The 25,087-nt window shown below is 57.5% G+C and carries 20 protein-coding genes; 9 read left to right on the forward strand and 11 right to left on the reverse strand.

What is annotated here, in order from left to right; all coding sequences use genetic code 11:
* Positions 1-2 precede the first annotated feature (2 nt).
* Complete coding sequence (locus tag QOL81_RS00260) at positions 3-920, reverse strand: ABC transporter substrate-binding protein (RefSeq protein ID WP_139159316.1); 918 nt, start codon at positions 918-920, stop codon at positions 3-5.
* A gap of 149 nt (positions 921-1,069) precedes the next feature.
* On the opposite strand from QOL81_RS00260, the gene QOL81_RS00265 reads away from it, so the two are divergent.
* On the forward strand, positions 1,070-2,263 hold the full coding sequence (locus QOL81_RS00265) for an MFS transporter (RefSeq protein WP_283439560.1): 1,194 nt from the start codon (positions 1,070-1,072) through the stop codon (positions 2,261-2,263).
* 30 nt (positions 2,264-2,293) lie between these two features.
* Here QOL81_RS00265 and QOL81_RS00270 read toward each other — a convergent pair whose 3' ends face one another.
* From QOL81_RS00270 to QOL81_RS00300, 7 genes are all read right to left on the reverse strand, one after another.
* A complete protein-coding gene (locus QOL81_RS00270) occupies positions 2,294-3,106 on the reverse strand; it encodes a hypothetical protein (RefSeq protein ID WP_060418953.1) in 813 nt (270 codons plus the stop codon).
* Between the two features lie 22 nt (positions 3,107-3,128).
* Positions 3,129-4,301 carry an MFS transporter gene (locus QOL81_RS00275; protein ID WP_060418952.1) on the reverse strand — a complete coding sequence of 391 codons (1,173 nt, stop codon included), beginning with the start codon at positions 4,299-4,301 and terminating at the stop codon, positions 3,129-3,131.
* Positions 4,298-5,107 carry a hypothetical protein gene (locus tag QOL81_RS00280; RefSeq protein WP_060419702.1) on the reverse strand — a complete coding sequence of 270 codons (810 nt, stop codon included), beginning with the start codon at positions 5,105-5,107 and terminating at the stop codon, positions 4,298-4,300. Before QOL81_RS00280 ends, QOL81_RS00275 begins: the two co-directional genes overlap by 4 nt.
* 3 nt (positions 5,108-5,110) lie before the next feature.
* Positions 5,111-6,559, reverse strand: coding sequence for a radical SAM protein (locus QOL81_RS00285; protein ID WP_060418950.1), 1,449 nt, complete (start codon positions 6,557-6,559; stop codon positions 5,111-5,113).
* Entirely contained in the window at positions 6,559-7,836 is a 1,278-nt protein-coding gene (locus tag QOL81_RS00290; RefSeq protein WP_070914360.1) for a glycosyltransferase family 2 protein, read from the reverse strand. Before QOL81_RS00290 ends, QOL81_RS00285 begins: the two co-directional genes overlap by 1 nt.
* A gap of 81 nt (positions 7,837-7,917) precedes the next feature.
* Entirely contained in the window at positions 7,918-9,267 is a 1,350-nt protein-coding gene (locus QOL81_RS00295) for a glycosyltransferase family protein (RefSeq protein WP_230200964.1), read from the reverse strand.
* Between the two features lie 301 nt (positions 9,268-9,568).
* The gene (locus QOL81_RS00300; RefSeq protein WP_169318417.1) at positions 9,569-11,674 is read right to left on the reverse strand and encodes a putative bifunctional diguanylate cyclase/phosphodiesterase; all 2,106 of its coding nucleotides are present in this window, start codon (positions 11,672-11,674) and stop codon (positions 9,569-9,571) included.
* A 933-nt stretch (positions 11,675-12,607) separates the two neighbouring features.
* Here QOL81_RS00300 and QOL81_RS00305 point away from each other — a divergent pair.
* Together QOL81_RS00305 and QOL81_RS00310 are read left to right on the forward strand one after the other, a co-directional pair.
* Complete coding sequence (locus QOL81_RS00305; protein WP_060418942.1) at positions 12,608-14,047, forward strand: serralysin family metalloprotease; 1,440 nt, start codon at positions 12,608-12,610, stop codon at positions 14,045-14,047.
* A gap of 98 nt (positions 14,048-14,145) precedes the next feature.
* Positions 14,146-14,460 (forward strand): AprI/Inh family metalloprotease inhibitor, encoded by a 315-nt coding sequence (locus QOL81_RS00310; RefSeq protein ID WP_060418940.1) that lies wholly within the window; start codon positions 14,146-14,148, stop codon positions 14,458-14,460.
* 74 nt (positions 14,461-14,534) lie between these two features.
* On the opposite strand, the gene QOL81_RS00315 is transcribed toward QOL81_RS00310, so the two are convergent.
* A complete protein-coding gene (locus QOL81_RS00315) occupies positions 14,535-14,831 on the reverse strand; it encodes a DUF1330 domain-containing protein (RefSeq protein ID WP_060418938.1) in 297 nt (98 codons plus the stop codon).
* A gap of 1 nt (position 14,832) precedes the next feature.
* Positions 14,833-15,627, reverse strand: a complete 795-nt coding sequence (locus tag QOL81_RS00320; RefSeq protein WP_204275777.1) for a GntR family transcriptional regulator — start codon at positions 15,625-15,627, stop codon at positions 14,833-14,835.
* A 338-nt stretch (positions 15,628-15,965) separates the two neighbouring features.
* On the opposite strand from QOL81_RS00320, the gene QOL81_RS00325 reads away from it, so the two are divergent.
* From QOL81_RS00325 to QOL81_RS00350, 6 genes are all read left to right on the forward strand, one after another.
* The gene (locus QOL81_RS00325; RefSeq protein WP_033648297.1) at positions 15,966-16,568 is read left to right on the forward strand and encodes an amino acid synthesis family protein; all 603 of its coding nucleotides are present in this window, start codon (positions 15,966-15,968) and stop codon (positions 16,566-16,568) included.
* The gene (locus tag QOL81_RS00330) at positions 16,540-17,367 is read left to right on the forward strand and encodes an alpha/beta fold hydrolase (RefSeq protein ID WP_060418935.1); all 828 of its coding nucleotides are present in this window, start codon (positions 16,540-16,542) and stop codon (positions 17,365-17,367) included. The genes QOL81_RS00325 and QOL81_RS00330 overlap by 29 nt, the downstream gene beginning before the upstream one ends.
* Positions 17,354-18,283 carry a flavin reductase family protein gene (locus QOL81_RS00335; RefSeq protein ID WP_060418933.1) on the forward strand — a complete coding sequence of 310 codons (930 nt, stop codon included), beginning with the start codon at positions 17,354-17,356 and terminating at the stop codon, positions 18,281-18,283. The genes QOL81_RS00330 and QOL81_RS00335 overlap by 14 nt, the downstream gene beginning before the upstream one ends.
* A gap of 19 nt (positions 18,284-18,302) precedes the next feature.
* The gene (locus QOL81_RS00340) at positions 18,303-19,340 is read left to right on the forward strand and encodes an LLM class flavin-dependent oxidoreductase (RefSeq protein ID WP_049199552.1); all 1,038 of its coding nucleotides are present in this window, start codon (positions 18,303-18,305) and stop codon (positions 19,338-19,340) included.
* A gap of 11 nt (positions 19,341-19,351) precedes the next feature.
* Positions 19,352-20,818, forward strand: a complete 1,467-nt coding sequence (locus QOL81_RS00345; RefSeq protein WP_049199554.1) for an aldehyde dehydrogenase — start codon at positions 19,352-19,354, stop codon at positions 20,816-20,818.
* A gap of 162 nt (positions 20,819-20,980) precedes the next feature.
* Positions 20,981-22,366, forward strand: a complete 1,386-nt coding sequence (locus QOL81_RS00350; RefSeq protein WP_060418931.1) for a purine-cytosine permease family protein — start codon at positions 20,981-20,983, stop codon at positions 22,364-22,366.
* A 406-nt stretch (positions 22,367-22,772) separates the two neighbouring features.
* Here QOL81_RS00350 and pqqF read toward each other — a convergent pair whose 3' ends face one another.
* Positions 22,773-25,085, reverse strand: coding sequence for a pyrroloquinoline quinone biosynthesis protein PqqF (gene pqqF / locus QOL81_RS00355; RefSeq protein ID WP_283439561.1), 2,313 nt, complete (start codon positions 25,083-25,085; stop codon positions 22,773-22,775).
* Positions 25,086-25,087: the final 2 nt, after the last annotated feature.

The following is a 25,087-nucleotide window of genomic DNA, read 5'->3' on the forward strand; positions in this document are numbered from 1 at the left end:
CCTTAGTCCCCCAGGCCCGGCGGGTTAATCTCGGAATGGGCGATCTTCTCGTCGCTCTCCGCCCAGCGATCCAGCACCTGCAGATAGCTGCCGTTGGCGATGGCGCCGTTGAGCGATGCCTGCACCGCGTCCACCAAGCCGTTGCCTTTCTTCAGCGTGACGGCGATGTTGGCGGTTTTCGGCCAACCGCCGGGCACGATGCCTACCAGCCGGGTTTTGCCGGTCAGCCGCGCCTGGTAAGCGCCGGAGACGTTGGGCCCGAAGGTGGCGTCGGCGCGGCCGGACTGAATGGCCAGCGTGGAGGCGGCCTTGTCGGTGACGTACACCGGCTGCAGCGGCGCCAGCCCCTTGGCGCGGTTCTCCTTGTCCCAGGCCAGCAGCACCGCTTCCTGGTTGGTGCCGGAATCGACGATGATCTTTTTACCGGCGATATCCGGCGCGGTGTTGATCTGGGTGATCTTGCTGTCGGATTTGACGTAGAAGCCCAGCGTATCCTGGCGATAGGTGGCGAAATCGAATTTGGTCTTGCGCTCGTTGGTCACGGTGATGTTGTAAACCGCGGCGTCATATTTGCCGGAGGCCACTCCCAGCGGCCAGTCTTCCCACGAGGTGGGCACCAGCTTGAGTTTCAACCCCAAACCGTCGGCCACCAGGCGCGCGATGTCCGCCTCGCTGCCGATCACCGTTTTGTTGTCGCGGGCGTACAGGCCGAACGGCGGGCCGCTGCCCAGCAGGGAAATGGCCACCGTCAGCGTGCCGGGCTCCACGAACTTGAAACCGGCGGGGATTTTGGCGACCGCCTCGGCGTTCTTCACCGTATGGATCGGCGTTTCGTTGGCGACGATGTCCACCCCTGGCGCGGCCGCGGCGGAAAAGCTCAGCAACGCCGCCATCACCATCATCTTTTTGCTATCTATCATTATGTTAATTACCTTCATTATTAGGATTGTCACAGGGTCGTTGCACTATCTCTGAAGGCTAAAGGTCTGTGAACGAACAAAATCAACTATCCAATCTTGGAAAAATCATGATGCGCCGCCGGTGGCGCTGAATCTTTCGAGGATGAACCATGTCGTCGCGCTTCGCTACGTTGGGCCGCATACCGCGCGGCGTGTGGATCTTGGGTGGGGTGAGCCTGCTGATGGACGTTTCCTCGGAAATGATCCACAGCCTGCTGCCGCTGTTTATGGCGACGACGCTCGGCGTCAGCGTGATCGTCATCGGGCTGATCGAAGGGCTGGCGGAGGCGACGGCATTGATCGTCAAGGTGTTCTCCGGCGTGCTCAGCGATTACCTCGGCAAGCGTAAAGGGCTGGCGCTGCTGGGCTACGGGCTGGGCGCCATCAGCAAACCGTTTTTTGCCGTCGCGTCGTCATCCGGCATGGTGATGAGCGCGCGCCTGTTGGATCGCGTGGGCAAAGGCATCCGCGGCGCGCCGCGCGACGCCCTGGTGGCCGATGTGACGCCGCCGGAAATTCGCGGCGCGGCCTTTGGGCTGCGCCAGTCGCTGGATACCGTCGGCGCCTTTTTAGGGCCTCTGCTGGCCGTTGGCCTGATGCTGCTGTGGCACAACGATTTTCGCGCCATCTTTTGGGTGGCGGCGGTCCCGGCGGCGCTGGCGATCGCGCTGCTGTTCTTCGGCCTGAAAGAGCCGGCCGCCGCGATAACCGACAAGCGATCCCACCCGATTACCCGCGCCAATCTGCGGCTGCTGGGGCGCGGCTATTGGTGGGTGGTGGGCATCGGCGCCGTCTTCACGTTGGCGCGCTTCAGCGAGGCGTTTCTGGTGCTGAAGGCGCAGCAGGGCGGCACGCCGCTGGCGTTGATCCCGCTGGTGATGGTCGCCATGAACCTGGTCTACGCCTGCTCGGCCTATCCGTTCGGTAAACTGTCCGACCGCATGAGCCATAAAGGAATGTTAAAAGCCGGTTTGCTGGTGCTGATCGCCGCCGATGTGGTGCTGGCGTTGAGCGATCATTGGGCGGGTGTGCTGTTTGGCGTGGCGCTGTGGGGCGTGCACATGGGCATGACGCAGGGGCTGTTGGCGGCGATGGTGGCGCATACCGCGCCGGCGCATCTGCGCGGCACCGCGTTTGGCATGTTCAATCTGATCAGCGGCGTGGCGCTGCTGCTGGCGAGTCTCGGGGCCGGCATGCTGTGGGAGCTGGCCGGTTCCGCCTCCACCTTTTACGCCGGAGCGATCGTCTGCGTGGTGACGCTTATCGGCATGCCGCTGGCGCCGTTCGGCGAACAGCGCCCGTGAAGGCGGCGGCGCTCAACGCCGCCACTCGGTTTACGCCGGATGCGCGTGATTTTCATTGCCGCCAATCGCCAGGTAATCCGTGTAGATTTGCGGCGCGCCGGAGAACGACGCCAGTGTTTTCCACTCGTCGTACATCCGCTCGGTATCCTGATGTTCGGCCACGAACCTGAGCGCTTGCTCGGTTGAGACGTCGAGATCCGGATGGAATGCGTTGAGCGACGGCAGGCTTTCAATGATCAGCATCACCGCGTACTGGTCCAGACGATTGCCACTCTGGCCCTTCAGCAGGTGAAACTTCCAGCCTGGGTAGTCTTGCACGCGGTGGATGTTGTCGGTGATGAACCGTTCAAACCGCTGGGCCGAGACGCCGGCTTTGAGCGCCAGGTTATGAATGCCGACGACACGTTGAATGCTTTCCTGTCCAGGTTGGTTGCGGTAATTGGGGCCGGGAGGCAACGAACTGCGACTATTCTCCGCCACCAGGCTGTAACAGGTATAAAGGGTCGGCAGTTCGGCGAAGGTCGCGAAGGTTCTCCACTCCTCAATCAGTGCGGCTGCCTCCGGGCGCTGCCGCCAAAAGGCGTGCGCCTCATCGGTCAGCTCGCCGTTGCCGTCGATATAGCGCGTGTAGGTGGCGGCGTCCTTAGCCTGATAAACCATCAGGTACTGATTTTCACGCTCGCCGCGCAGGCCGCGCAGCAGCGTCCATTGCCAGCCGGGGTAGGCTGGGATGGCGACGCCTTTGCGGCGAACGAAATCCTCGAAGCGATCCGAGGCGATGCCTCTTTTCAGGTTGATCCCCACGTAGTGCAGGGAGAAAACCGGCGTTGTTGATACATTCATTTAACGATCCTCGCAAATTGAATCAGTGAGATGAGCGCGTTACGGCTTTGGCGCTGATGCTGACCAGCACCAGGCAGAGCAGCGTGCAACCGAAAGCCAAAGTCAGCGTGGTGTACTTGGCGATAAAACCGATCAGCGCCGGGCCGGTTAATAAACCGACATAACCGACCAGCGTCACGGCGGGAAACGCCTGGCCAGGCGGTACCTGTTTTTGATTGCCGACGGCGTTGAACAGAATGGGAACGATGTTGGCGATGCCAAGCCCGATCATCATCAGCCCGCCGAAGGCGGCCCAGGCCAGAGGAACGGTGACGGTCAGCAGTAACCCCGTTGCAGCGCACAGGCTGCCGAACAGCAGAGTGCGGTAGCGCCCGATGATGCCGATCAGTCTGTCACCATACAGCCGCCCGCAGGCCACGGCGACGGCGTACAACGTGAACCCCATCCCCGCCTGCGATTTGGCCACGCCGCGCTCGGCATGCAGGAATAATGCCGACCAGTCGAGCATCGCTCCCTCTGTCAGGAACACGAAGAAACAGAGCAGGGCGATAAACAGGATCTTGCCATGGGCCAGCGCTAGCCGCACGCCGCCCCGGCATCGTTCGCCGATGCCGCCCTGCGCCAGTAAGTCGCCGGCGACGATCGGCAGCAGGATCGCGATGAGGAGGGCGATCAGGCCGATGGCCAAGGCCGGGACGATGCCCAGCAGCAGGAGCAGACTGACGCCGCCGGCGCCGGCAATGCCGCCAAGGCTGTAAAAACCATGAAAGCCGGACATTTTCGCCTGGCCGCTCTCCCGCTCGACGACTATCGCCTGTGAGTTCATCGCCACATCCATGATGCCGTTAACGGCGCCAAATACCCCCAACGCCACCCCCATCAGCAGCGGAGCATCGAGTAATGCCAACAACGGCAAGTCGATGCACAGCAAGGCGCCTGCACCCAGCAACACGGTGCGGCAGCCCAGTTTGCCGATCAGATAACCGGCAAAGGGCATGATCGCCATGGAGCCGGCGGCGAGGCAAAACAGCAGCAAACCGAGCGTGCCGTCATCGATGCCCAACCGTGCTTTTACGAAAGGGATCAGCGGCGCCCAGGCGGCCATGCCCAACCCGGCGAGGAAGAATATCGCTCGGGTGGCGATTTGCCGGCGATGATTCTCCGTGGCCTCACCGGTTAGCCAATGCAGCATCATGACGATCGGCTCTGTGCGACGGACAGATAGTCGGTATAAATTTGCGGCGAACCGGAAAATGACGCCAGTTGCTTCCACTCTTCATACATTTGTTTGGTGTCGCGATGCGCTTTGGCGAAGGTTGCCGCTTCGGCGGTGGCGATGTCGGGTTCCGGGTAGAACACGTCCAGCGCCGCCAGGCTGGCGATTTCCATCATGACCGCGTACTGGTCGAGCCGATTACCGCGCTCTCCCTTCAGCAAATGAAACTTCCAGCCCGGATAATCTTCAATGCGATGATGATTCTCGGCGATAAAACGTTCGAACTGCGCCGGCGTCACGCCCTCGCGCAGCGCCAGATTGTGGATGCCGATAATGCGTGCTTCAGGTGCCTCTCCGGGCCGTTCTTGATAACGCGGGCCACTCGGCACGTCACTTCTTTCATTCTCCGCCAGCAGACGGTAATCGCTGAACAGCGTCGGCAACTGACTGTAGGTGCCCAATTTTCGCCACTGGGCGAGGATCTCCTGCGCATCGGCATGTTGCCGCCAGAATTCATGCGCCTGTGTCGTTCGCTGCCCCGTAGCGGTAACGTAACGATCGCGCTGCTCGACGCTGTCAATCTCATACAGCATCAGGTATTGCCCGACGCGCTCACCGCGAAGGCCGCGCAGCAACGTCCAGCGCCAGCCGGGATAACAGGGGATATGTACGCCTTTTTCGCGGACAAAGGTTTCAAACTGTGGTTGCGTTACGCCGGCTTCAGTATCGATGCCGATGTAATAGAAGCTGAATACCGGTTTAGGTTTGGAGGCGGTTGTGGTCATCATTCACTCCTGATGGGGGAATTCTGCGGAAAATTGGGTATTGATAATGGCTTCAACCAGTGTGACGCCGATGGGCGTTAGCGTGACGCACGGGCCATCGACGATGACCAGCATTTTATCCACCAAGGTTTTCAACGTGCGGCGGATGACCGGGTTAGCAAACAGGCTGTTGCCGTCAAAGCGCCGTTTAAACACCCGATCGTCAACCGGCAGCAAGGTGGAGAGCGCCATTTTGAAGGCGTTCACTTCACGCTGGATCGGGGAGAAACCGCGGCTTTCCTCGATGGGCAGGCGGTCTTGGTTGAGCGCCTCCTTGTACTTCTTGTAACCGGTGATGTTGATGGCTTCGGATCGCGTCGATTTGGAGCTGCCGCCCAAACCGATCGCCACTTCCGGATACTGCTTATCGAGATCGGTGATGAGCGCTTTCCACTTTTCCGGCTGTTGATCATTGCGGTGAAAGTACATGGTGGGGTGTTCGGTATAGCCGTCGTTCAGGTATCTTTCGACCAGTTCGCGCATTTGGTACTGCTTGCCCAGTCCTGGGAAGCGCATGTTATTGATACTGATCAGCCCCTTTTTCTGCCACAGGCTTTCGCGTTCGCCCGAGACGCCGGTGCGATTTTTAATAAACTCATCCATGTGCAGCTTGGTGCAGACGACATGTGACAGATCCAGCGCAAGCGCCTTTTCCATGTCGTATTTTACGTCGTCCACGCTTTGACCCAGCATGCCATAGATGAGATCCACGCTGACCCAATCGATGCCGAGTGCACGCGCATGATAAATGGTTTCCACGCACTCCTCGGCCGAATGCATGCGCCCACAGGCGGTGATGATGTCATCATTGAAGGACTGGGTGCCGAAGCTGATTTTGCTAAAGCCAAGCTCTTTCAACAGCGTCAGATAGGCTTTATTCAGGGTGCCTGGCTCTCCTTCGAAGCGCAGGGTGGCGTTGGCGAAGTTAAAGTGGCTGTAGTAGAAGGCCATCATGCGGCGCAGTTCCGGCTCCGGCAGCAGGGACGGCGTGCCGCCGAAGACGTTGAATTCGCCGATTTCCACCTTGGCCAGACTGGGCACGCGCGCCAGCCACATTTGAGCCTCTTTGATATTGAAGTCGACCAAATCGCGGAATACCTCCTGAGAGGCGGGCGCCTTGGGATTGAGTATCACCGTGGGGTATTGGCAAAAATGGCAGCGATAGCGGCAGGTCGGGATATAGGCCCAGAGATGGATTTTGCCCGCCTGACGAATGTCGTCTTCCATATCGGCAAAAAACGCGGACAGCGGATAGTCGACGATATCGCCGGGGAACACGTGACAGCCGAAAGGATCCTTATGCACATACTCCAGAAAGGCCCGGTTTTCCGGTTGCGCCAGAAAACCGTTCACCTGCGGCGTAGGGTAGTTTTCATCGATATCCAATAACGATTGCAAGGCTTCGTCATTCATCAGAAGACCCCTCCATTACCGAAATAGTTATGGGCTTCGCCGGACTCGCGGTCTTCACAGAAGTAATAAACAAAGCGGGAGAAATCCTCGTCGTTGACCGCGTCGAAACAGGTCGGCAATGCGGGCGGGAAACCGATATCGTCACCGACGGCGCGGCGCATGGCGGCAAACAGCGCATCGCGAAACTCAAGGTAAAGCCGATAGGCGGGGGTTTTGTAGGCATGAATTGGTTTGAAATCGATGATGCGCATTTCGTGTTTCAGCTCGTGAATGCGGCGGTAGAGGCGGTCGGCCAACGGGCCGGAGAAGAAATCGCGCACTTCGCTGTTTTCCAACAGCAGATATGGGTTGAGCAGCACGGGCAGTAAGATATTCTTGGGCGTGTAGTCCTTGACCGAGTAATCCCAGGCCAGTTTCGCCTCCGCCGGTGTGGCGTCCGCCAGCACGGTTTTCTGCTGCTCAACGTCCGGCCGGACGTCCTTCATGATAATGATGCCGTCTTTGCCGTAGGCGATGCCGTTGATTACCTCGTCGAGGATGGTGTCGACCCGACGGCTGTTGATCTCAACGTAAGCATGCCGGGCGTAAACCGGTTTGCCGCCGTAGGCGATAACCTTAATGCCGAAATCCCAGTCGTCGGACAGGTGCTCGACAAAACGGCCGTTGTTGAGCTGATAGAAGATTTCGATGCCGCCTATCGCGTCATACAGGCTGCGTTCCACCCCGAACCCCTTGCCGTCGGGGAAGCCGCCGAACAGGGAGAACGAGAATTCGCGCAGACGCAGCGTTTTTTGGATCTCGCGGAACAGGTTGGGGCGCTGCTCAAAATCTACGGGGTTGTAGTAATAGTTGCTGGTGCCCAGGTCGCCTTGTTGATCGAGCATGGTATTCACCAGCTCGTAAAGCCAAAATGCATCCACGGTGCAATCGGCATCGGCGGACACGATATAGTGCTTGCGTTTCTTTCCCAGCCGGCTATCGCGGGCTTTGGATCGCAGCGACGCATAATCCATACCGCGTTTTCTGGCCGAAGAGACCCCCTGTACCTTTTCATCGATAACGAGAATATCCATAACCGGATATCTTTCACTAAACGCGTTTATTTTAGCGACGGAATCATCGGTGGAGTTATTATCGACAATAATCAGCTCGTAAGTGTCGTGGGTGATTAATTCATCTTTGGTATTCTGATTGAATAGAGAAAGCAAGACCGCCTCAATACGGTCGCTTTCATTATAAACGGGCAGTACGATAGACACAAAAACAGTATCACGCATAGATCCTCCAGGGCTAATGAAAGTCCACAGTTAGAAATGCCTTGTCTGAAAGTGAAATATCACATCAAGTGATATTGACGTTTAACTAATATTTAAATATTCCATGACGTTGTTTGACAGCACCCGTTTCCCTAGCGTGAAATTGTTTTCCGCTACGCGTCTCATTTTTTCTTTGTTGTTAATAAATTGATAGAGTTCGTCGACGAATTCGTCACTTGGCAAACCGTCGTGTAACTCAGAGATCGTCATGATAGGGGCTTCAAAGCCGTGCTGGCCATAGACCTCATGGTAATACTCGTAGCTGGTGGCGATATAGCAGCGCCGGCAGCTTACCGCTTCACCAATGGGATTGCCGTAGCTGTCATAGTCATATGAGGTGAGAAAAGAGACCAAATCGCAGGAATAATAAAGGTCCTCTATGCAAAGCGTATCACTTTGCGAACGCATACTGGCATGGGGAAGCATGCCGACAAATTTGACGTAGGGGAGAACTTGCAGCTCCTGCGCCAATTTGGCGAGCTGCAAATAACATGAAGGATTCTCATATTCATTGCCGGCGATCGCCAAACAGACTCGGCGAGTGTTGTTGTCACGTATAAATAAAGCGTTAAGCCTGCTGACCAGTACAATATCACGATCCAATCTTTTTTGGGGGATTATACGGGTGGTTCTGGCAATGAGAATGTCATTTTCACGTATATTAATCTGCTTTCTGCAGTTTATCCTTTCGAGGTTTTCTGAGAAATCATAGGTGTTTTTCTTTACCTCGACATGGACATCATGATTGCACCAGGCCTCAAGTTTCTGCTTCAGATCGTGATTGAGCGTGACATAGGTAATGTATTTTGAAGCGATAGGTTTGATAGCGTGAGAATAAGGTGGGGGGCCGTATTTGAGCACCTTTTTTTCACTGTTCCACATCAGGTCATGATCGCGCCATATCACGAAACGCGTCAGTTGATAACGCCGGCCGTAATCTTCGATCGCCAGATATAGCGCTTTGGTATAGATGATGTTTTCCGGCAGCGTGCCGTTTTCCACCACCACATGGCTGATCGCAAGCGCTTCCCATTGGGCGATAAGGCGATCCGCAAGTCGCCGCGCCGCCAGCGCAATAGTGTGCAACAGGTCGGTTTTTTCTTGCTCGTCAATGGGCGTTTTCTGGCCGATCAACGCCGCGTGCGCGTGGTCGAGAAAGGCGGGGTGGTAGTCTGGAATCGACGTGATGCCGTCCAGGCGGACAAGCGTAAAGACATCCTGGTAGATATCATGCTCATGTCTATAGGGTTTATTAAAGTTTCCCTTATCAATCTTGATGTCGTATCCCAGATCAAGATAAGACCGAAATCCACAGGCTTGCAGTCGTTTGGCAATCTTCATTGCTTCTACCGTGATCCCTGAGACCGAGACGGCATCGAACGAAATGAACATTGCATTCTTCTCTTGCCTAGCGTGCATCGCAGAACCTCCTGCCATTGAGTAGTGCATTGATTTGGATTAACTATTTTTTAACAAATCTCCGGTAACGTTCCCAATTGAGTGGAAAAAGAATCTCTTTGACGCTCTGGAATACACTCAAATCCGACAGAACGGAAGCTCAAGCGTTCAAAAATGTAAAGATACGTTTATGCTTTGTGAGGGTTCTCACAAATATCTCGCTGAGGAAGTGGTGAAAAAACAGTGGGGAATATGGGGGGCAAAACCCCCGAATACGGAATATGCGATGCCTGGTTTAACGGTTCGTCATGCCGCCTTTGGCGGGTTGTCGTATCGTCTGCAACATTTCGGGCACCCGCTGGGAGTCCACCGCCCGGCTGAACAGAAAACCCTGACCGATATGGAAACCGGCTTCGCACAGTGTTTGCCGCTGCTGCTCGGTTTCCACCCCTTCGGCGATGATATCGATCGACAGCTTTTGACCGAGAATGCCGATGCTTTCCACGATCGCCAGGATCGCCGGTTCGGTATTCATGCGTTGAACGAAGTCGCAGTCCAGCTTAATGCAGTCCAGCGGGTAATCCATGATATGGCTGAACGAGGAGTGACCGGTGCCGAAGTCGTCCAGCGCGATGCGGATGCCCATCTCCTTGAGCATTTGCAACGCGCGCAGCACGTACTTCGAACCGTGCTTGTTGAACGCGTGTTCGGTCACCTCCAGTTCGATCAGGTGGTGGGGAATGTGGAACTTCAGCAGGCGCTGCAGGAAAGTTTCGGCGTAGTTGTCGCGTAAAAACTCGATCGGCGACACGTTCAGCGAGATGGGCTGCACCGCCACGCCGGCCGCGCGCCAGCGGGCGATATCGGCGAAGACCTTCAGCTGCATGGCTTCGCTGATCTTGGTCGCCAGCTCGTAGTCGTTGAACGCCTCGCTCACCGTCGCCGGCAGCTGCACGCCGTTGATCGGGCAGTGCCAGCGCAGTAAGGCTTCAAAGCCGACGATGCTGCCGTCGGTCAGGCTGACCTTCGGTTGGTAGCTGGGGCGGATGCAGTTGTCGCGCACGATCTGGCGCGCGTAGTTGAGCTGGCTGGCGCGGGCGCGCGCCTTGTCCATCATTTTGCGGTCGAACATATAGACACCGCCGCGGCCGCCGTCTTTCAGCTCATACAGCGCAGTATCGGCGCATTTCATCAGTTCCGAAGCGTCGCGTGCGTCTTTGGGGTAGATGGCGCCGCCGATGCTCATGCCGCAGTGCAGCGTCTTGCCGCCGTGGGTGATCGGCGTCTCCAGCTGCAGCAGAAATTTGTTGGCGATGCGGAAAATATCCTGCTCGTTTTCGACGTCGCTGATCACGACGGCGAACTCATCGCCGCCGAGGCGAGAGACGAACGAGTGCGTATTCATGCAGGCGCTGAGCCTTTTGCCCAAAACCCGCAGCAGATGGTCGCCCGCCGCGTGGCCCAGCGTGTCATTCACCAGCTTGAAGTGGTCAAGATCCAGCAGCATCAGCCCAAGCGACTTGTTGCCGTGCAGGGCCCGCTTCATCTCTTGCTTCAGTTTCTTCTTGAACAGGCGCCGGTTGGGCAGGCCGGTCAATTCGTCATATTCGCTGGCGAGCAACAGGCGTTGTTCCATCACGCGTTGCGAAGTCACGTCGCGTGACACGCACAAGATCTCGGCCACGGTGCCGTGTTCGTCGCTGACCGGCGTGAGAATGTTGTCCCAGTGCTGTTTTTTGCCCTGCGGCGTCACGCTCAATCCCGTGAAGCGCGCATTTTTTCCGGCTCTGACGCTGCGCAGCGCCTTGCGGCCGCGGCGCCGGATCTCGGGCGACAGCAGCCCCAGCCAGGGCATGCCAAACTCTTTTTGCCCCGGATCAAGGCCGAGCGCCAGGCTGCCGGAGCGGTTCATGTGGCGCAGCGTGCCGTCGTGATTGATCACTTTAATGCAGTCCACGCTGGCGTCCAGCATGTCTTGCTGGATAGACAGCGCCTGAACGTTTTGCTGGCGCTGCAGCATTTGCGGATGAATGTCGGTCGCCGTCAGGTACCAGCTGGGCTCCAGCGCCATGCCGTCCTGCCGGGCGTTAAACGCCAGCATAAACCAACGGTAGGTGCCGCTGCGATCGCACAGGCGGGCCTCGCCGGCGAACGAGGAGAGGGCCACGATCGCCTGGCGCCACTGCGCGGCCAGCCGCTCGCGATCGTCGGGGTGCAGGGCATCGAGCCAGTCGGCGGCGCCGTGTTCACCGGCGATAGCGCCGGTATAGTCGCGCCACTGTTTATTGAAGTAACCGCCAAGGCGGTTGCCGAAGCAAATCAGGCCGGGCAAGTCGTCTACGATTTCGCCATAGAGATCAATCGGATTTTTGTTATTGCTCTGCTTGGGCAACAGGGTCATGCGGTATTTCCTCGGAAAATTACCCATATTCTCGCTCTAGAGCAGAGCTTCTTTCAATATAGTCTTGCCAATGAAAATGGGAATAGCCAGCGGGCGCGGCTAAAAATCGGCCCGCTAGCATGGAATACATCCAGCGTGAACGCATTAGGAATACTCCTGTTATTTATAAGTATCCCTTATATTGCAGCGAAAAATAAGTGATCGGACCACACCGCGTTATTGCCGTGAAAATTAATCATTCTTGATGTTTCTCTATGGCTAAATGTTCAGTCGCCATGATGTACTCCCTGGCGCTATTCTGCCCGCTCTATGCGGTAATACTGACAAAAACCGCAGTCCAGACGGGGATGAACGCCATTTTATGCACTCTGCAGCGCCCGTTTACTGGGGCTTAGCGGAAAAATCATGATGCAAATCAAGAAATGTTTTGTTTCATCTGTTGACACTTTGCTTACGCGTGAGATAGCCTCGCGAATGATAATCATTAGCAAAACTGGATGGTGGCGCAAATGCATTCACGCAATTATCTCCGGGTAACCGTTCGGATAACAGACCAGATTCACAGCACAAGAGCCTGTCTGATGTGGTCTCTGGCAACGAGGCAATGCATCGGACGGCCGTTGTCATTAGACCTCTTGAGCGGCATCTCAACTTAGCCTCAACGCGCAGACACTGGAATCACACCCTTGCCGGATCAATGCGGCCTGTTACTTTCGCGCATTTTGCACGGACACATCGCGATCTCATGCAGTTGCATCAGTTCTCAATCATGGGTAAGGAGGCTCGGGTAGTTAAAAGTAAATTTACTCTCTGGGTGTAAAGGGATAGGAAAAAGAGTGGGCGTATCGGGTTATCGCTATTCTCCGGATTTTGATTATCCCTAAGCGACATTTCGGATGTCATATTAATACTAGCTACTTTGTGGAGAAAGTTATGGGTAATACCATGAATGGAAACGAAACGGGTTGGGACAGTGTTAACGATCTTATTCACTACCATGAACGCGGGAATGGCCTGACGATAAATAACAAACCGTCTTATGACATAAATGAGGCGGGGTTGCAGATAGCGCGCGGCGATAAAACCTGGAATGGCGTTCACGTCACGGGAAAAGAGGCGACGGTGACCTATTCCTTCCCGGATTGGGATTATAACGAACTGAACCTGGGCCACCGCTCCCCGGAACGTGATACGGGGCTGAGTGCGTTCACGCAACAGCAGCAAGAACAGGCGAAGCTGTCTTTACAATCCTGGGCCGATGTTGCCAACATCAAATTTGTCGAAGTTGCTTCAGGTCAACCTTCCAATATTACCTTTGGGAATTATGAGGGGACGGGACAAGCGTATGCCTTGAAACCTTACTCATATAATGGCAATGATTACAGAGGATACAACTCTGATGGGCAAAGTTGGTACAACATTAAGAATCACTCCGAAAATTTGCATCCTGAGCTAGGTAATTACGGCCGCTTAACCATTACCCATGAAGTTGGCCATACTCTCGGGTTAGATCACCCGGGCACTTATAATGCGGGGCAAGGCAGCCCAAATTATACCAAGGCAGTTTACGCCGAAGATACCCGGCAGTTTAGCGTAATGAGTTACTGGAATGAATCCATTACCAACGCGGATCATGGCCATTACTATGCCGCTGCACCGCTGGTTGATGATATCGCGGCCATCCAGCATCTTTACGGCGCCAACATGACTACCCGAACCGGCGACACCGTTTACGGGTTTAATTCAAATACAGGCCGAGACTTCTATACGCTCAAGGACAGCCACGACAAGCTGGTGATGTCTGTTTGGGATGCAGGTGGCAATGATACCCTCGATTTTTCGGGGTATAGCCAAAATCAGCGTATCAATTTGAACGAAAGCGCTTTCTCCGACGTCGGTGGATTAAAAGGGAATGTTTCCATCGCTGCCGGCGCCACCATCGAAAACGCGATAGGGGGAGCAGGTAATGACGTCATTGTTGGAAATCACGCAGACAATACGCTCAAAGGCGGCGCCGGTAACGATGTTATTTACGGTGGGGCGGGCCAGGATCAATTGTGGGGAGGGCAAGGTAACGACATTTTTGTCTTCTCTGACCTGAATGACTCGCCTGTTCGGGCTCCTGATACAATTTGGGACTTTGAGTCAGGCAAGGACAAGATCGATCTGTCCTTCTTCAACCAAGGCGATAAAGGCAGTGATTTTATTCAGTTTGTCGATCATTTCAGCGGGCAGGCCGGTGAGGCGCTGGTGTCCTATGATACCCAAAGCAATCTGAGCGAACTGGCCTTCAACATCCATGGCGGTGCAAATCCAGACTTCCTGGTGCACATCGTCGGGCAGGCTGACGTCGCTGTTGACTTTATCGTATAAAACGGCAACGGTGGGCGATGATGCCCACCGTTTTGCATGGGCCAGCTATGTGTAAATTTATTCTTGTCGGAATAATATTCTTGTTTTCAGGAGCCTCTATGGCAAGCAGTCTGGTTTTACCTTCTGCCGAAACGCTATCCGGGCAGTGGACGGTCAGCGATAAATCAAAGTCCTGTGTTGTACAGCTCAACACGGAGGGTGTGGAATCGGCCGGCGGCTATAGCCTAAAATTTTTGTCTGATTGCACGCCCGACGTCTTGCCGCAAGAGCCAGTGGCGTGGCGTCCTGCACCTGATGGCATTGCATTGTTAGACAAGGAAGGGCTGACTGTACTTTTCTTCTCTCAGGAAGACGATCATTACCGCAGTCAAATCTGGGCCGAGACGGGAAAGATCCTGAAGAGAAATAACTAGCGGAAAACGCCGGCCTGACCCGGCGGTTATCCCACCTCACGCCACCCAGCCTCCGCCGTAACGGTGGGGGGCTTTTATGGGGAGGTCGGCAAGCCGTCGACGATGGTAATCATGGCTTCCGCTACGTGGCGCCGCTGTTGTTTCGCCAGCTGATAGGCCGGTGAATGGTAGCAGGCCAGGGCGGTGGCATAGTCGTCGAATTCGATCAGCACATGTTTCACAAACGCCGGGCCTTCCAACGTTTGCGCCTGTTCGCCGCGGGCGAGAAAACGGGCGTTGAACTGGCGAAACGCCTGAGGCGCCAAATCCATATAATGCTGATATTGCTGCGGATCTTTCACGGTGACATGGGCAATCCAGTACGCGGGCATCTCAGGGCTCCTGTTGCAGAATGCGCTTGGCCAGCGCGGCGGCCTCGGTCAGGTGATCGATGACTTCTTGCCTGGCCTGCGTCGGATTGTTTTGTTCGATGGCGTGATAGATCCGCGTCATGCGCTCGAAACCGGCCAGCTGGCGCTCCGGGGTTTTCAGGGTCAGGGCGCGCAGGCGGCTGATGCGGCTATTCAGGCGTTGAACGATTTCCCAGGCGATGGCGTGATGGGCCACCTGGAAAATGGTTTCATAAAAGGCCTGCGACGCCTCAACGCGCTGAATATCGTCCTGCCCGGCCGAAGCCTGATTAATTGCAATTAATTTTTCATGCAGTTTCTTTTTATCTTCCGGCCCGGCTTTCAAAGCGCAGTCGTGAGCGGCATCCTGTTCAAGCAGCAGACGAATAGTATAAATCTGCTCGGCAATTTCCCAGGTCAGAATAGCGACAATCGGCCCTTTCTTGCCGAGTGTTTCAATGAGTCCCTCCGCTTCGAGATAACGGATCACCTCGCGCACCACGCTGCGGCTGACGCCCAGCTCCTCGCACAGGCTGCGTTCCACCAAACGATCGCCGGCCTGAAAATACCCTGAGATAATCGCCTGCCTAATTTTCGCCAATGCCAATTCGCGCAAGGTGACCGGTGCATTCTCAATCTTCAATGACGCCTGAACCATAATTGTCTCTATTTTTTGTGGATCATCATTAATCCGGATAACGACGCGTATTCCCGTTTGCCCGGTACTATTAACATCTTTCCAACCCGCAAAGCAACGGCGGCCGATTTCGCGCCGCATCGCTAAAACGGCGAATGTTGCAGCAGCTCACAAAATCGAAAGATAGCCTAAAAAAACCGCTTTTCGTTGCCGATACCCGCTGGCTCAACGGGTTCGGCACGGGCACCGGCCGCTGAGCGGAAGCGGTCGTGGCCGGCGTTTCGCCCCCGGCCAAAGCCCATGCAGGTTTATTAAGCTTTTGATTAATATCTGTTATTTTCAATTTTCCTTTACCCTCTTAGATTAAAATAAGAATACCGTATTATGGTATACCAAATTTTGACATACCAATCTGCCCGATGCTATACCCTCGACTCGCGACATCTGATTAACATTTGATTTACTTTTCGAGGTCCCTTATGCATCAAGACATCCGTAAGACTCTGGTTTCCACAGAAACCCTCTACGCCGATGGCGGCAAATCGGCGGGCAAACCGCTGGTGATGATCGCGGCGGCGGCGGTGATTAAAAACCCCTGGGCCGGGCAAGGCTTTGTTGAGGATCTGGCGCCAAAGATTCGAGAAATGGCGCCGGTGCTGGGTGAGCTGCTGACCGGTTTGATCCTCAAAGAGGCCGGCTCCGGCGAGCGGGTGGAAGCCTTCGGCAAAAGCGCGGTGGTGGGGCTGGGCGGTGAGTTGGAACACGCCTCGGCGCTGATTCACACGCTGCATTTCGGCAACCACTACCGCTCGGCGGTCAACGGTAAAAGCTATCTGGCGTTCAACAATACCCGCGGGCCGGCCAACGCGCCGATCCTGATCCCGATGATGGGGAAAAACGACGAAGGCAGCCGCGAGCACTACCTGACATTCCAGTTCAACATCAACGACGCGCCTTTCGACGACGAAATCGTCATCGCACTGGGCGCGGCGCTGGGGGGGCGGCCGCATCACCGTATCGGCAACCGTTATTTGGATCTGAAAGAGCTGGGCCATGATCAGAACAATCCGGCAGCTGTCTGAGCCCGCTCTGCGGGTAGGGTATCTGGACGCCGGGCGTGGCGAGCCGCTGGTGTTGATCCACGGCGTAGGCATGAACGCGGAGGCCTGGTATCCCCAGCTCGATGCGCTTAGCGCGCACTTTCGGGTCATCGCCGTCGATATGCCGGGCCACGGCAAAAGCGAAGGCTTCGCCCACGCCGCGACGCTGGAGGATTACGTGCGCTGGATGGCGGCCTTCTTAAACACCCTGGATACGCCGAGCGTTGCAGTGGCGGGGCACTCGATGGGGGCGTTGATCACCGCCGGTTTGGCGATCGATTATCCGGAACGGGTCAAACGCGCCGTGGTGATGAGCGGCGTGTTCCAGCGCTCGGCCCAGGCCAGTGCCGCGGTTGCGCAACGCGCCAGCGCGTTGGCCAGCGGCCAGACGCAGATCGACTCGCCGCTGAGCCGGTGGTTTGGCGCCGATCCCGCCGAACAGCGTCTGCGCCGGCAGGTGGGTGGCTGGTTGCAACAGGTGGACGTCACGGGCTACGCCCGCGCGTATCAGGCGTTTGCTACCGGCGATCGGGTGTATGCCCAGCGTTGGCACCTTATCCGCTGCCCGGTGTTGGTATTGACCGGCGAGCACGACGCCAACTCCAGCCCGGAGATGGCGCGGCAAATGGCGCAGGCCGCACCGAACGGGCGCGCGGTGATCATTGAGAACGCCAAACACATGGTCAGTCTGACCGATGCGCAACGCGTCAACGCGCTGATGCTCGATTTTCTGACCGCAGAGCAACCTTTGACTTTAGGAGCGGCAAATGGACGCGGATAAACGCAGGCAGTTGCGCGACGCTTTCGGCGCCTTTATGACCGGCGTCACCATTGTGACCTCGGTGGACAAGCAGGGGCGGCCGATTGGCTTCACCGCCAATTCGTTTTCTTCGGTGTCGCTGGATCCGGCGCTGCTGTTGGTGAGCATCGATAAACGTTCGGCAAACCTGGCGCACTTTACCCAGTGCAGCCACTTCGCCATCAATATTCTGGCGGAACAGCAAAAAGAGGCTTCAACCATTTTTGCGCAAAAGAACGAAGACCGCTTTGCGCTGATCGATTGGCGCTGGAGCGCGTCACGGGTGCCGCTGATCGAGAACAGTTCGGCGTGGTTCGACTGCTCGCTGCATCAGGTGGTGGATGCCGGCGACCATGCCATTTTGATCGGCCAGGTCGAAGGGTTCGAGTCCAACGCCACCGCCGGTCTGGGGTATTACCGCGGTGCCTATTTCACGCCGTATCAAAACGCGCAGTCGCTGATTGGCGGGCCGCAGGTGGTGGTGAGCGCGCTGATCGAGTTTGAAGGGCATGCCGTGATGGTACGGCAAAACGACGGCGGCTATCAGCTGCCGTCCAGCGCGGTGGAGAAACGCAGCGTCAGCGAAACGTTGGGAGATTTACTGCGGCAGTTGGGCATCAACGCCCATCCGGGTTTCGTCTATTCCGTCTATGACGACCGGCAGAAGCACCAGCAGCACATCGTTTTTCTGTGTGCGCTGCCGACCGACGCCGGCAGCCTGACGCCGCAGCTGAGCGCGGCGGAATGGTTCGATATGCCGACGCTGGCGCGGCTGCCGATCAAGGATCCGGCGCTGCGGTCGATGCTGGGCCGGTTCGTCAAAGAAAACGCCGTGGGCAATTACGGTATCTATTATGGCGATGAGCACAGCGGTGCCATCAAGCAATTCGCCGGTTGAGGCTGAACGGGAGAGTGTGATGAAACTGTCTTTATTCGTGCATATGGAACGAACGTTACCCGAAGAGTCGCAGGAAAAGCTCTACCAGGAGATGATCGAACTCTGTGAAATCGCCGATCGCGGCGGCATGCACGCCATCTGGACCGGTGAGCACCACGGCATGAATTTCACCATCGCGCCGAATCCGTTCATCAATCTGGCGGACATTGCCCGGCGCACCTCCAGGGTGCGGCTTGGCACCGGCACCATCATTGCGCCGTTCAACCACCCGATCCGTCTGGCGGGCGAGGCGGCGATGACCGACATCATCACCGGCGGCAGGCTGGAGCTGGGTATCGCGCGTGGCGCCTATTCCTATGAATACGAACGGCTGATGCCCGGTTTGACCGCCTGGGATGCCGGGCAACGCATGCGCGAGCTGATCCCGGCGGTAAAAAAACTCTGGCAGGGCGACTATGCCCATCAGGGGGAATACTGGTCGTTCCCGGCAACCACCTCCTCGCCGCTGCCGAAACAGCAGCCGCATCCGCCGATTTGGGTGGCGGCGCGCGATCCCAACAGCCACGAATTTGCGGTGCAAAACGGCTGCAACGTTCAGGTTACGCCGCTGCATCAGGGGGAAGAGGAGATCGTGCGGCTGGTGACCTGTTTCAACGAGGCGCGTGCGCGTTTCGCCGCCGAGCAGCCGCTGAAGATCATGCTGTTGCAACATGGCTATGTGGCGGAAGACGAGGCGGACGCCCGCCTGGCGGCGGAAGAACTCAACCGTTTCTACCACTACTTCGGCGCCTGGTTCAAGAACCAGCGGCCGGTGCGGCAAGGGCTGATTCAGCCGCTGAGCGATGAAGAGATCGCCGCCAATACCTATTATTCCGCCGAGATGATGCGCACTAACCTGGCTATCGGTACCGCCAATGAGGTCATTACGCGGCTGAAAAAATATGAGGCGCTGGGTTATGACGAGTTTGCGTTGTGGATCGACAGCGGCATGAGCTTTGCGCGTAAAAAGGCCTCTCTGGAGCGGTTCATTCGCTGTGTGATGCCGGAATTTCACTGACGGAGGCGCTGATGGAATCATTCAAACTCTACATCGACGGCCGGTTTGACGCCGGTTCGGCGACCTTCGCCTCGCTCAACCCGGCGACCGGTGAACCCTGGGCGCAGGTGGCGGAAGCCCGCGCCCAGGATGTGGATCGCGCCGTTGCCGCGGCGCACCGGGCGTTTCAGGGAGCCGAATGGCGCGATATGACCGCCGGCGCGCGCGGCAAGCTGTTGTTGCGGCTGGCCGATTTGCTGGAGCAACACGCTCCCGAGCTGGCGCGGCTGGAGACGCTGGATACCGGCAAGATCATCCGGGAAACCCAGGCGCAGATCGCTTATGTGGCGGAATACTACCGGTACTACGCCGGCCTGGCCGACAAGATGGAAGGCAGCGTGCTGGCGATCGACAAACCTGACATGGAAACCTGGGTGCGGCGAGAACCGATCGGGGTGGTGGCGGCGATCGTGCCCTGGAATAGCCAGCTGTTTCTTGCGGCGGTGAAAATCGGCCCGGCGATCGCCGCCGGCTGCACGCTGGTGGTCAAAGCGGCGGAAACCGCGCCGGCGCCGCTGCTGGCGTTCGCCAGGCTGATAGACGAGGCCGGTTTTCCACGCGGCGTATGCAATGTGATCACCGGCTTTGCCGCCGACTGCGGCGCGGTGCTGACGGCGCATCCGCAGGTAGACCACATCGCCTTTACCGGCGGCGCGGAAACCGCGAAGCACATCGTTCGCGGCAGTGCGGAAAACCTCGCCAGCACCTCGCTGGAGCTGGGCGGGAAATCGCCGTTTATCGTCTTCGACGATGCGGATCTGACCAGCGCGGCGAATGCGCAGGTGGCGGCCATTTTCGCCGCGTCGGGCCAGAGCTGCGTAGCCGGTTCGCGCCTGTTGGTGGCAGAAAGCATCAAAGACGCGTTTTTGGCCCGGCTGACGGAGAAGGTGCGCAGTATTCGCATCGGGCCGCCGGATCGCCCGGACACCCAGTTCGGGCCGCTTTGTACCCGGCAGCAGCAAGAGCGGATCGCCGCCATCGTCAGCCGCTCGCTGGAGCAGGGGGCGAAACTGGTGGTTGGCCACGCGGCGATCGATTCACCGGGCTTTTATTACCCGCCGACGATCGTCGACTGCAGTGCGCAACCCGACGCCGAGTGCGTAAAGCAAGAGCTGTTCGGCCCGGTGCTGTCGGTGTTGACCTTCAGGGACGAAGCGGAGGCGATTCAGCTTGCCAATGATTCAGCCTATGGCCTGGCGGCCGGCATTTTCACGCAGAACCTGACGCGTGCGCATCGGGTGACCCGACGCCTGCGGGTGGGCGTGGTGTGGCTGAATACCTATCGGGCGGTATCGCCGCTGGCGCCGTTCGGCGGTTACGGCAAGTCGGGGTTTGGCCGCGAGGGCGGGATTGACGCCGCGCTGGAATACACCACCAGCAAGACGGTGTGGCTGCGCACCAGTGACGATCCGATAGACGATCCCTTCGTCATGCGCTGAGTCAGCGTAATCAGGCGCGATCTCAGGTCGCGCCGGCAGCTCTGTTTTCATCGCGTTGATACAGGCGACCGCAATGTCGCCGGGGCAAACGCACGCTTTTTTCGACGTATTCGCACCCTACACGCTGTAAAAAAATAAGAATCCACGTTAACCGGGGGATATATGAATTCTCAGCCAGAGCAGACCGCGTTTATTGAAGACAAGTCGATCGATTTTGTTCCCGCCGCGGAGCGTCACGGCCATGCCCGCAGCCTGTTTACCCTGTGGTTTTGCACCAACATTGCGCCGCTGGCGGTGGTGACCGGGGCCATCTCCACGCAGACGTTTCATCTCGATATTCTCTCGGCGCTGAGCGCGATTGTCGCCGGCCACCTGTTCGGGGGCATTTTTCTGGCGCTGACCTCGGCCCAGGGGCCGCAGGTCGGGATACCGCAAATGGTGCAGAGCCGGGCGCAGTTCGGCCGATATGGTTCGCTGTTGGTGATCGTGTTCACCACGGTGATCTATCTGGGGTTCTTTATTTCCAACATCACGCTTTCTGGCAAGGTCATCCATAACGTCATCCCGTCATTGAGCATGGGCGTGGCGACGGTGATTGGCGCGGTGCTGGCGACGCTGATCGGGGTGGTGGGCTACCGTTTCATCCACAAGATCAACAAAATCGGCGCCTGGGTGATGGGCAGCGCGCTGATTCTCGGGTTGGTATTGATGTTTTCTCAACCGCTGCCGGCGGATTTTTGGCAGCGGGGATCGTTCAGCATTGCCGGTTGGTTCGCCACATTCTGCATCGGCGCCGTCTGGCAAATCAGTTTCTCGCCCTACACGTCAGACTATTCGCGTTACCTGCCGGCGGAAGTCGGCATTGCCAAACCCTTCCTGTATACCTATCTGGGCGCCTGCAGCGGTACCATTTTAGCCTTCGTGTTCGGTATGGTGGCGGTCAATCTGGTCGCCGGCAGCGACGATGCCATGGAGGCGGTACGCCAGGCGACGGGAGGGTTGGGGCCGGTGCTGATGGTGCTGTTTCTGATCAACATCATCTGCCATAACTCGATGAATTTGTACGGTGCGGTGCTCTCGTTGATTACCGCCGTACAAACCTTCTTGCCGCAGTGGATGCCTAATGCGCGGATACGTACGCTGTTCTCGGCATTGATTTTGCTGGGATCGGTATGGGTGGCGTTGGTTGCCTCGGCCAACTTTGTACATCTGTTCCTGAACCTGATCTTTGCCTTGATCTCGGTGCTGATCCCGTGGTGCATGATCAACCTGATCGATTTTTACCTGCTTAACCGCCAACGCTATGACATTTCGGCCATTTTCAGCGCAGACGGCGGGCGCTACGGCCTGCTTAACACCCGCGCGCTCGGCGTTTATTTCGGCGGTATTGCGGTGCAGGTGCCTTTTGTTGAGAACGCGTTTTTCTCCGGCCCTTACGCCAATCTGATCCCGGGCGCAGACATTTCCTGGGTGATCAGCATGGTGCTGACCGGCATCGCTTACCCACTGTGTTGTTCACGACGGGCTAACTGGGCGGTGCAATTATAACTCTCGAGCCTCGCCGGCCAGCATAAAAGGCCGGTTTGAGGGATGTGATAAAGTAATATTTAGAACAGGATGTTTCTAATTTTTTAATTTATTAAATTAGATAATAATCATATGAAATGGCTAAATGGATTTGGGCTAACTTATGATTGTTATATTAATGTTGCTGCTCATGGTGTTTTATATATCTCTAGCTTATGAGTTTAGAAGAATGAAAAAGCGAAGAATATATGCCTGGTATAAAAGGAAAAGGAAGAAGTCGATTAAGCGATTTATCAACATGCTCTTATTTAAATAATTTTCCGGAGCAAGCTTTACAGGGATAACATGATTTTCTGAGACATATCTTTTCCCGATGATTGTTTGTCTTGCTGCGTTTATATCGCGTCGGATTGGCAACGCCGCAACATCAGCCTGCGGGGAACAGCCGCTGCTGCCAATCCGTCAGTTGCGTCAGTGTCATCGGCTTGGCGGCAATGAGTGCGCGATTTTCCAAGGCAATTTCTCGGGCGCGCTGCAACGATTCGGTGCTGAGGCGCTGCAGGCTTTGCCGCAGCGCCTGTTGTATTTGCGCCAGCTCGCCAGCGCCAACGTGCGCCAGCTCATGGTGCATCTGCAGCAAGAATTCGTCGGTCAACTGCCGCAGCTGTTCAACGTTGAACGTCGGGGATTGCAGCGCGAACAACAGGCCCTCGGCATCGGCACAGCGGTGGAAGGCGCATTGCACCACATAGCCCACGTTGCGATCCACGCGCAACCGCTGAAAATAGCGCGGGGCGTAAAGCTGAGCCAGCACGCGCAGCGCCCAACGGCCTTCGGCTTCGCCGTTCGGCAGCGGGTAAAACTGCAGTAAGGCGCTTTCGGCGCCGCTTTCCGTCAGCGTGACGGGGCGATGATGGTGATGTGTCGGCAGCGGCGGCTCCGCGGCCACGGAATAGGGGAAACCGTACAGCAGGTGCGACAGCTGCCGTTTTAACTCGCCATCGCCGCCGATCAAGGTGGCATGCCATTGCGCCGCTGCGGTTGGCGCGCTGAGCGCCGCCGGCAATTGGGCTAACAGACGGCGAATGGCGATATCGTTTTGCTCTTTCCGCTGCGTATGGCGCAGGTTTCTCGCCGCCTCGTTGAGCACGGCCGGCGACAACACCGCCAGCGCCCGGTTTACTACGCTCAGCCCATGGCAGATCAGCGCGTGGCAGCCCGCCAACTGCAGCAGCCACACGCCCTGGTGGCGTTCGAAGCTTAAATGTCCCTCCCGATGCGCCAGTTCGGCCGCCCCGGCGCGCAGCGCCGCCTGTATGCCGCAGGCCTGTTCATCGCTGAAGGGGCTGGACGGCGCCGGCCGCAGCAACAGCACCGGCTGCGCTTCGCCAGGGAGCAGATGCCGCAGCGGCGCCAGGCCGGAAGGCAAGGTCGGACTCGGCAGCGCCGCCGAGGCGGTGAAAAAGCGAAAAGGTTCCGCTGCGGGCGTCAGCGCGGCGCCAACGAAGGGGCCAAGTGCCAGCGGCAACCCTTGAATTTCACGGGTTTCGCCGCCGCCATCGGGCCGCACGGCCAGGCGGCGGCGCGGCGCGCTAATCAGCGCCGCAATATGCCGTGGCCACTCGTCGTTCGGCTCCGCCGGCGGCAACCCAAACGCTCTGGCGCGTAGTTGATCGAGCGGCGCCAAACGGTGGAGATCGCGATTGGCCAGCCGTTCGTAATGCGCAAGCTGAGCCGGTGCCAGCACCTGCAGCGCCTGCAGCCACGCCAACAACGCGCTTTCGATGTGGGCAGCTTCAGTGGCTGAACCGTGATTGACGGTAAAGATAAAACTCAGCAGCGCGTTGTTCTCGCTGCAGCGCGAATAATCAAGCCGAACCGCATCGCACCACGCCTGAGCGCGCAGCCGCGCCAGCAGCCCGCCGGGGGCTTCGTCCAGCAGCAGGCGCTCCAGCCGCCGCAGCCAACCGCGCGCATGGGAGCGCGACAGGGCAAACACCAGTCTCAGCTGCGGCGTGCCGGGAAGAGACAGAGTGTAATCTTTCGCAGCGGTCAGCGGCGGTGAGGCTTTGTGCGGTATGGCGCTGCCCGATGGCAAGCGGCTGCCGTAACGCTGGGCCAGAACATGCAGCTGCGCCAGCGATTGTGGGCCTTGCAGCCACAGCGTCAGGTTTGGCGCGCGAAAATAGCGCCGGTGAAACTGCCGCAGCGCCTGCTGCAGGGCGGAAATGTCGTTGCCGAAAGCGGCGCGGCTGCCGATATGAAAGCGGTGCATGGCGTCCAGGCCGGCGAACATCTGCCGCTGTGCGGCTTCGCAGCGGGTTTCCACCTCGGCGCGCAGCAGGCGATATTCGGCGTCGATGATCTCAACCTCCTGTGCGATCGCCTCGGCCGCCAGCTGTGGGGCGGCGAGCATATCGCTCAGCCGCGCCAGCCCCTGCGCCAAATGATCGGCGCCCACCTCGAAGAAAAACGCGGTTTGCGTCGCCTGAGTGGTGGCATTCAGGCGGCCGCCCACCGACGGTACCCAGCCCATTAGACTATCTTGCGCGCTGAAGTTCGCGCTGCCGCGAAACAACATATGCTCCAGCAGATGCGCCAGGCCCGGCCAGGCGGTGGGCGCCTGAAAACTGCCTGCCTCAATGCGCACCAGCGCGGCGGCGCTAGCGGCGGCAGGATCGCTTATCGCCTTGACGGCCAAACCGTTGTCGAGCTGCCAGGAGGCGCCGGCGAGTGCCATCG

Origin of the sequence: Serratia sp. CC22-02 (assembly GCF_900182895.1) — a bacterium.
Classification (GTDB): Bacteria; Pseudomonadota; Gammaproteobacteria; order Enterobacterales; family Enterobacteriaceae; genus Serratia; species Serratia nevei.

Bases quoted from the DNA above. Each gene is read 5' to 3' on its own strand.
- QOL81_RS00350 (WP_060418931.1), top strand. From the start codon at position 20,981: ATGAATTCTCAGCCAGAGCAGACCGCGTTTATTGAAGACAAGTCGATC.
- QOL81_RS00320 (WP_204275777.1), bottom strand. From the start codon at position 15,627: ATGCGGCGCGAAATCGGCCGCCGTTGCTTTGCGGGTTGGAAAGATGTT.
- QOL81_RS00295 (WP_230200964.1), bottom strand. From the start codon at position 9,267: ATGTTCATTTCGTTCGATGCCGTCTCGGTCTCAGGGATCACGGTAGAA.
- QOL81_RS00285 (WP_060418950.1), bottom strand. From the start codon at position 6,559: ATGAATGACGAAGCCTTGCAATCGTTATTGGATATCGATGAAAACTAC.
- QOL81_RS00325 (WP_033648297.1), top strand. From the start codon at position 15,966: ATGCATCAAGACATCCGTAAGACTCTGGTTTCCACAGAAACCCTCTAC.
- QOL81_RS00275 (WP_060418952.1), bottom strand. From the start codon at position 4,301: ATGATGCTGCATTGGCTAACCGGTGAGGCCACGGAGAATCATCGCCGG.
- QOL81_RS00280 (WP_060419702.1), bottom strand. From the start codon at position 5,107: ATGACCACAACCGCCTCCAAACCTAAACCGGTATTCAGCTTCTATTAC.
- pqqF (WP_283439561.1), bottom strand. From the start codon at position 25,085: ATGGCACTCGCCGGCGCCTCCTGGCAGCTCGACAACGGTTTGGCCGTC.
- QOL81_RS00340 (WP_049199552.1), top strand. From the start codon at position 18,303: ATGAAACTGTCTTTATTCGTGCATATGGAACGAACGTTACCCGAAGAG.
- QOL81_RS00260 (WP_139159316.1), bottom strand. From the start codon at position 920: ATGATAGATAGCAAAAAGATGATGGTGATGGCGGCGTTGCTGAGCTTT.
- QOL81_RS00305 (WP_060418942.1), top strand. From the start codon at position 12,608: ATGGGTAATACCATGAATGGAAACGAAACGGGTTGGGACAGTGTTAAC.
- QOL81_RS00290 (WP_070914360.1), bottom strand. From the start codon at position 7,836: ATGCGTGATACTGTTTTTGTGTCTATCGTACTGCCCGTTTATAATGAA.
- QOL81_RS00270 (WP_060418953.1), bottom strand. From the start codon at position 3,106: ATGAATGTATCAACAACGCCGGTTTTCTCCCTGCACTACGTGGGGATC.
- QOL81_RS00345 (WP_049199554.1), top strand. From the start codon at position 19,352: ATGGAATCATTCAAACTCTACATCGACGGCCGGTTTGACGCCGGTTCG.
- QOL81_RS00315 (WP_060418938.1), bottom strand. From the start codon at position 14,831: ATGCCCGCGTACTGGATTGCCCATGTCACCGTGAAAGATCCGCAGCAA.
- QOL81_RS00330 (WP_060418935.1), top strand. From the start codon at position 16,540: ATGATCAGAACAATCCGGCAGCTGTCTGAGCCCGCTCTGCGGGTAGGG.
- QOL81_RS00265 (WP_283439560.1), top strand. From the start codon at position 1,070: ATGTCGTCGCGCTTCGCTACGTTGGGCCGCATACCGCGCGGCGTGTGG.
- QOL81_RS00300 (WP_169318417.1), bottom strand. From the start codon at position 11,674: ATGACCCTGTTGCCCAAGCAGAGCAATAACAAAAATCCGATTGATCTC.
- QOL81_RS00310 (WP_060418940.1), top strand. From the start codon at position 14,146: ATGGCAAGCAGTCTGGTTTTACCTTCTGCCGAAACGCTATCCGGGCAG.
- QOL81_RS00335 (WP_060418933.1), top strand. From the start codon at position 17,354: ATGGACGCGGATAAACGCAGGCAGTTGCGCGACGCTTTCGGCGCCTTT.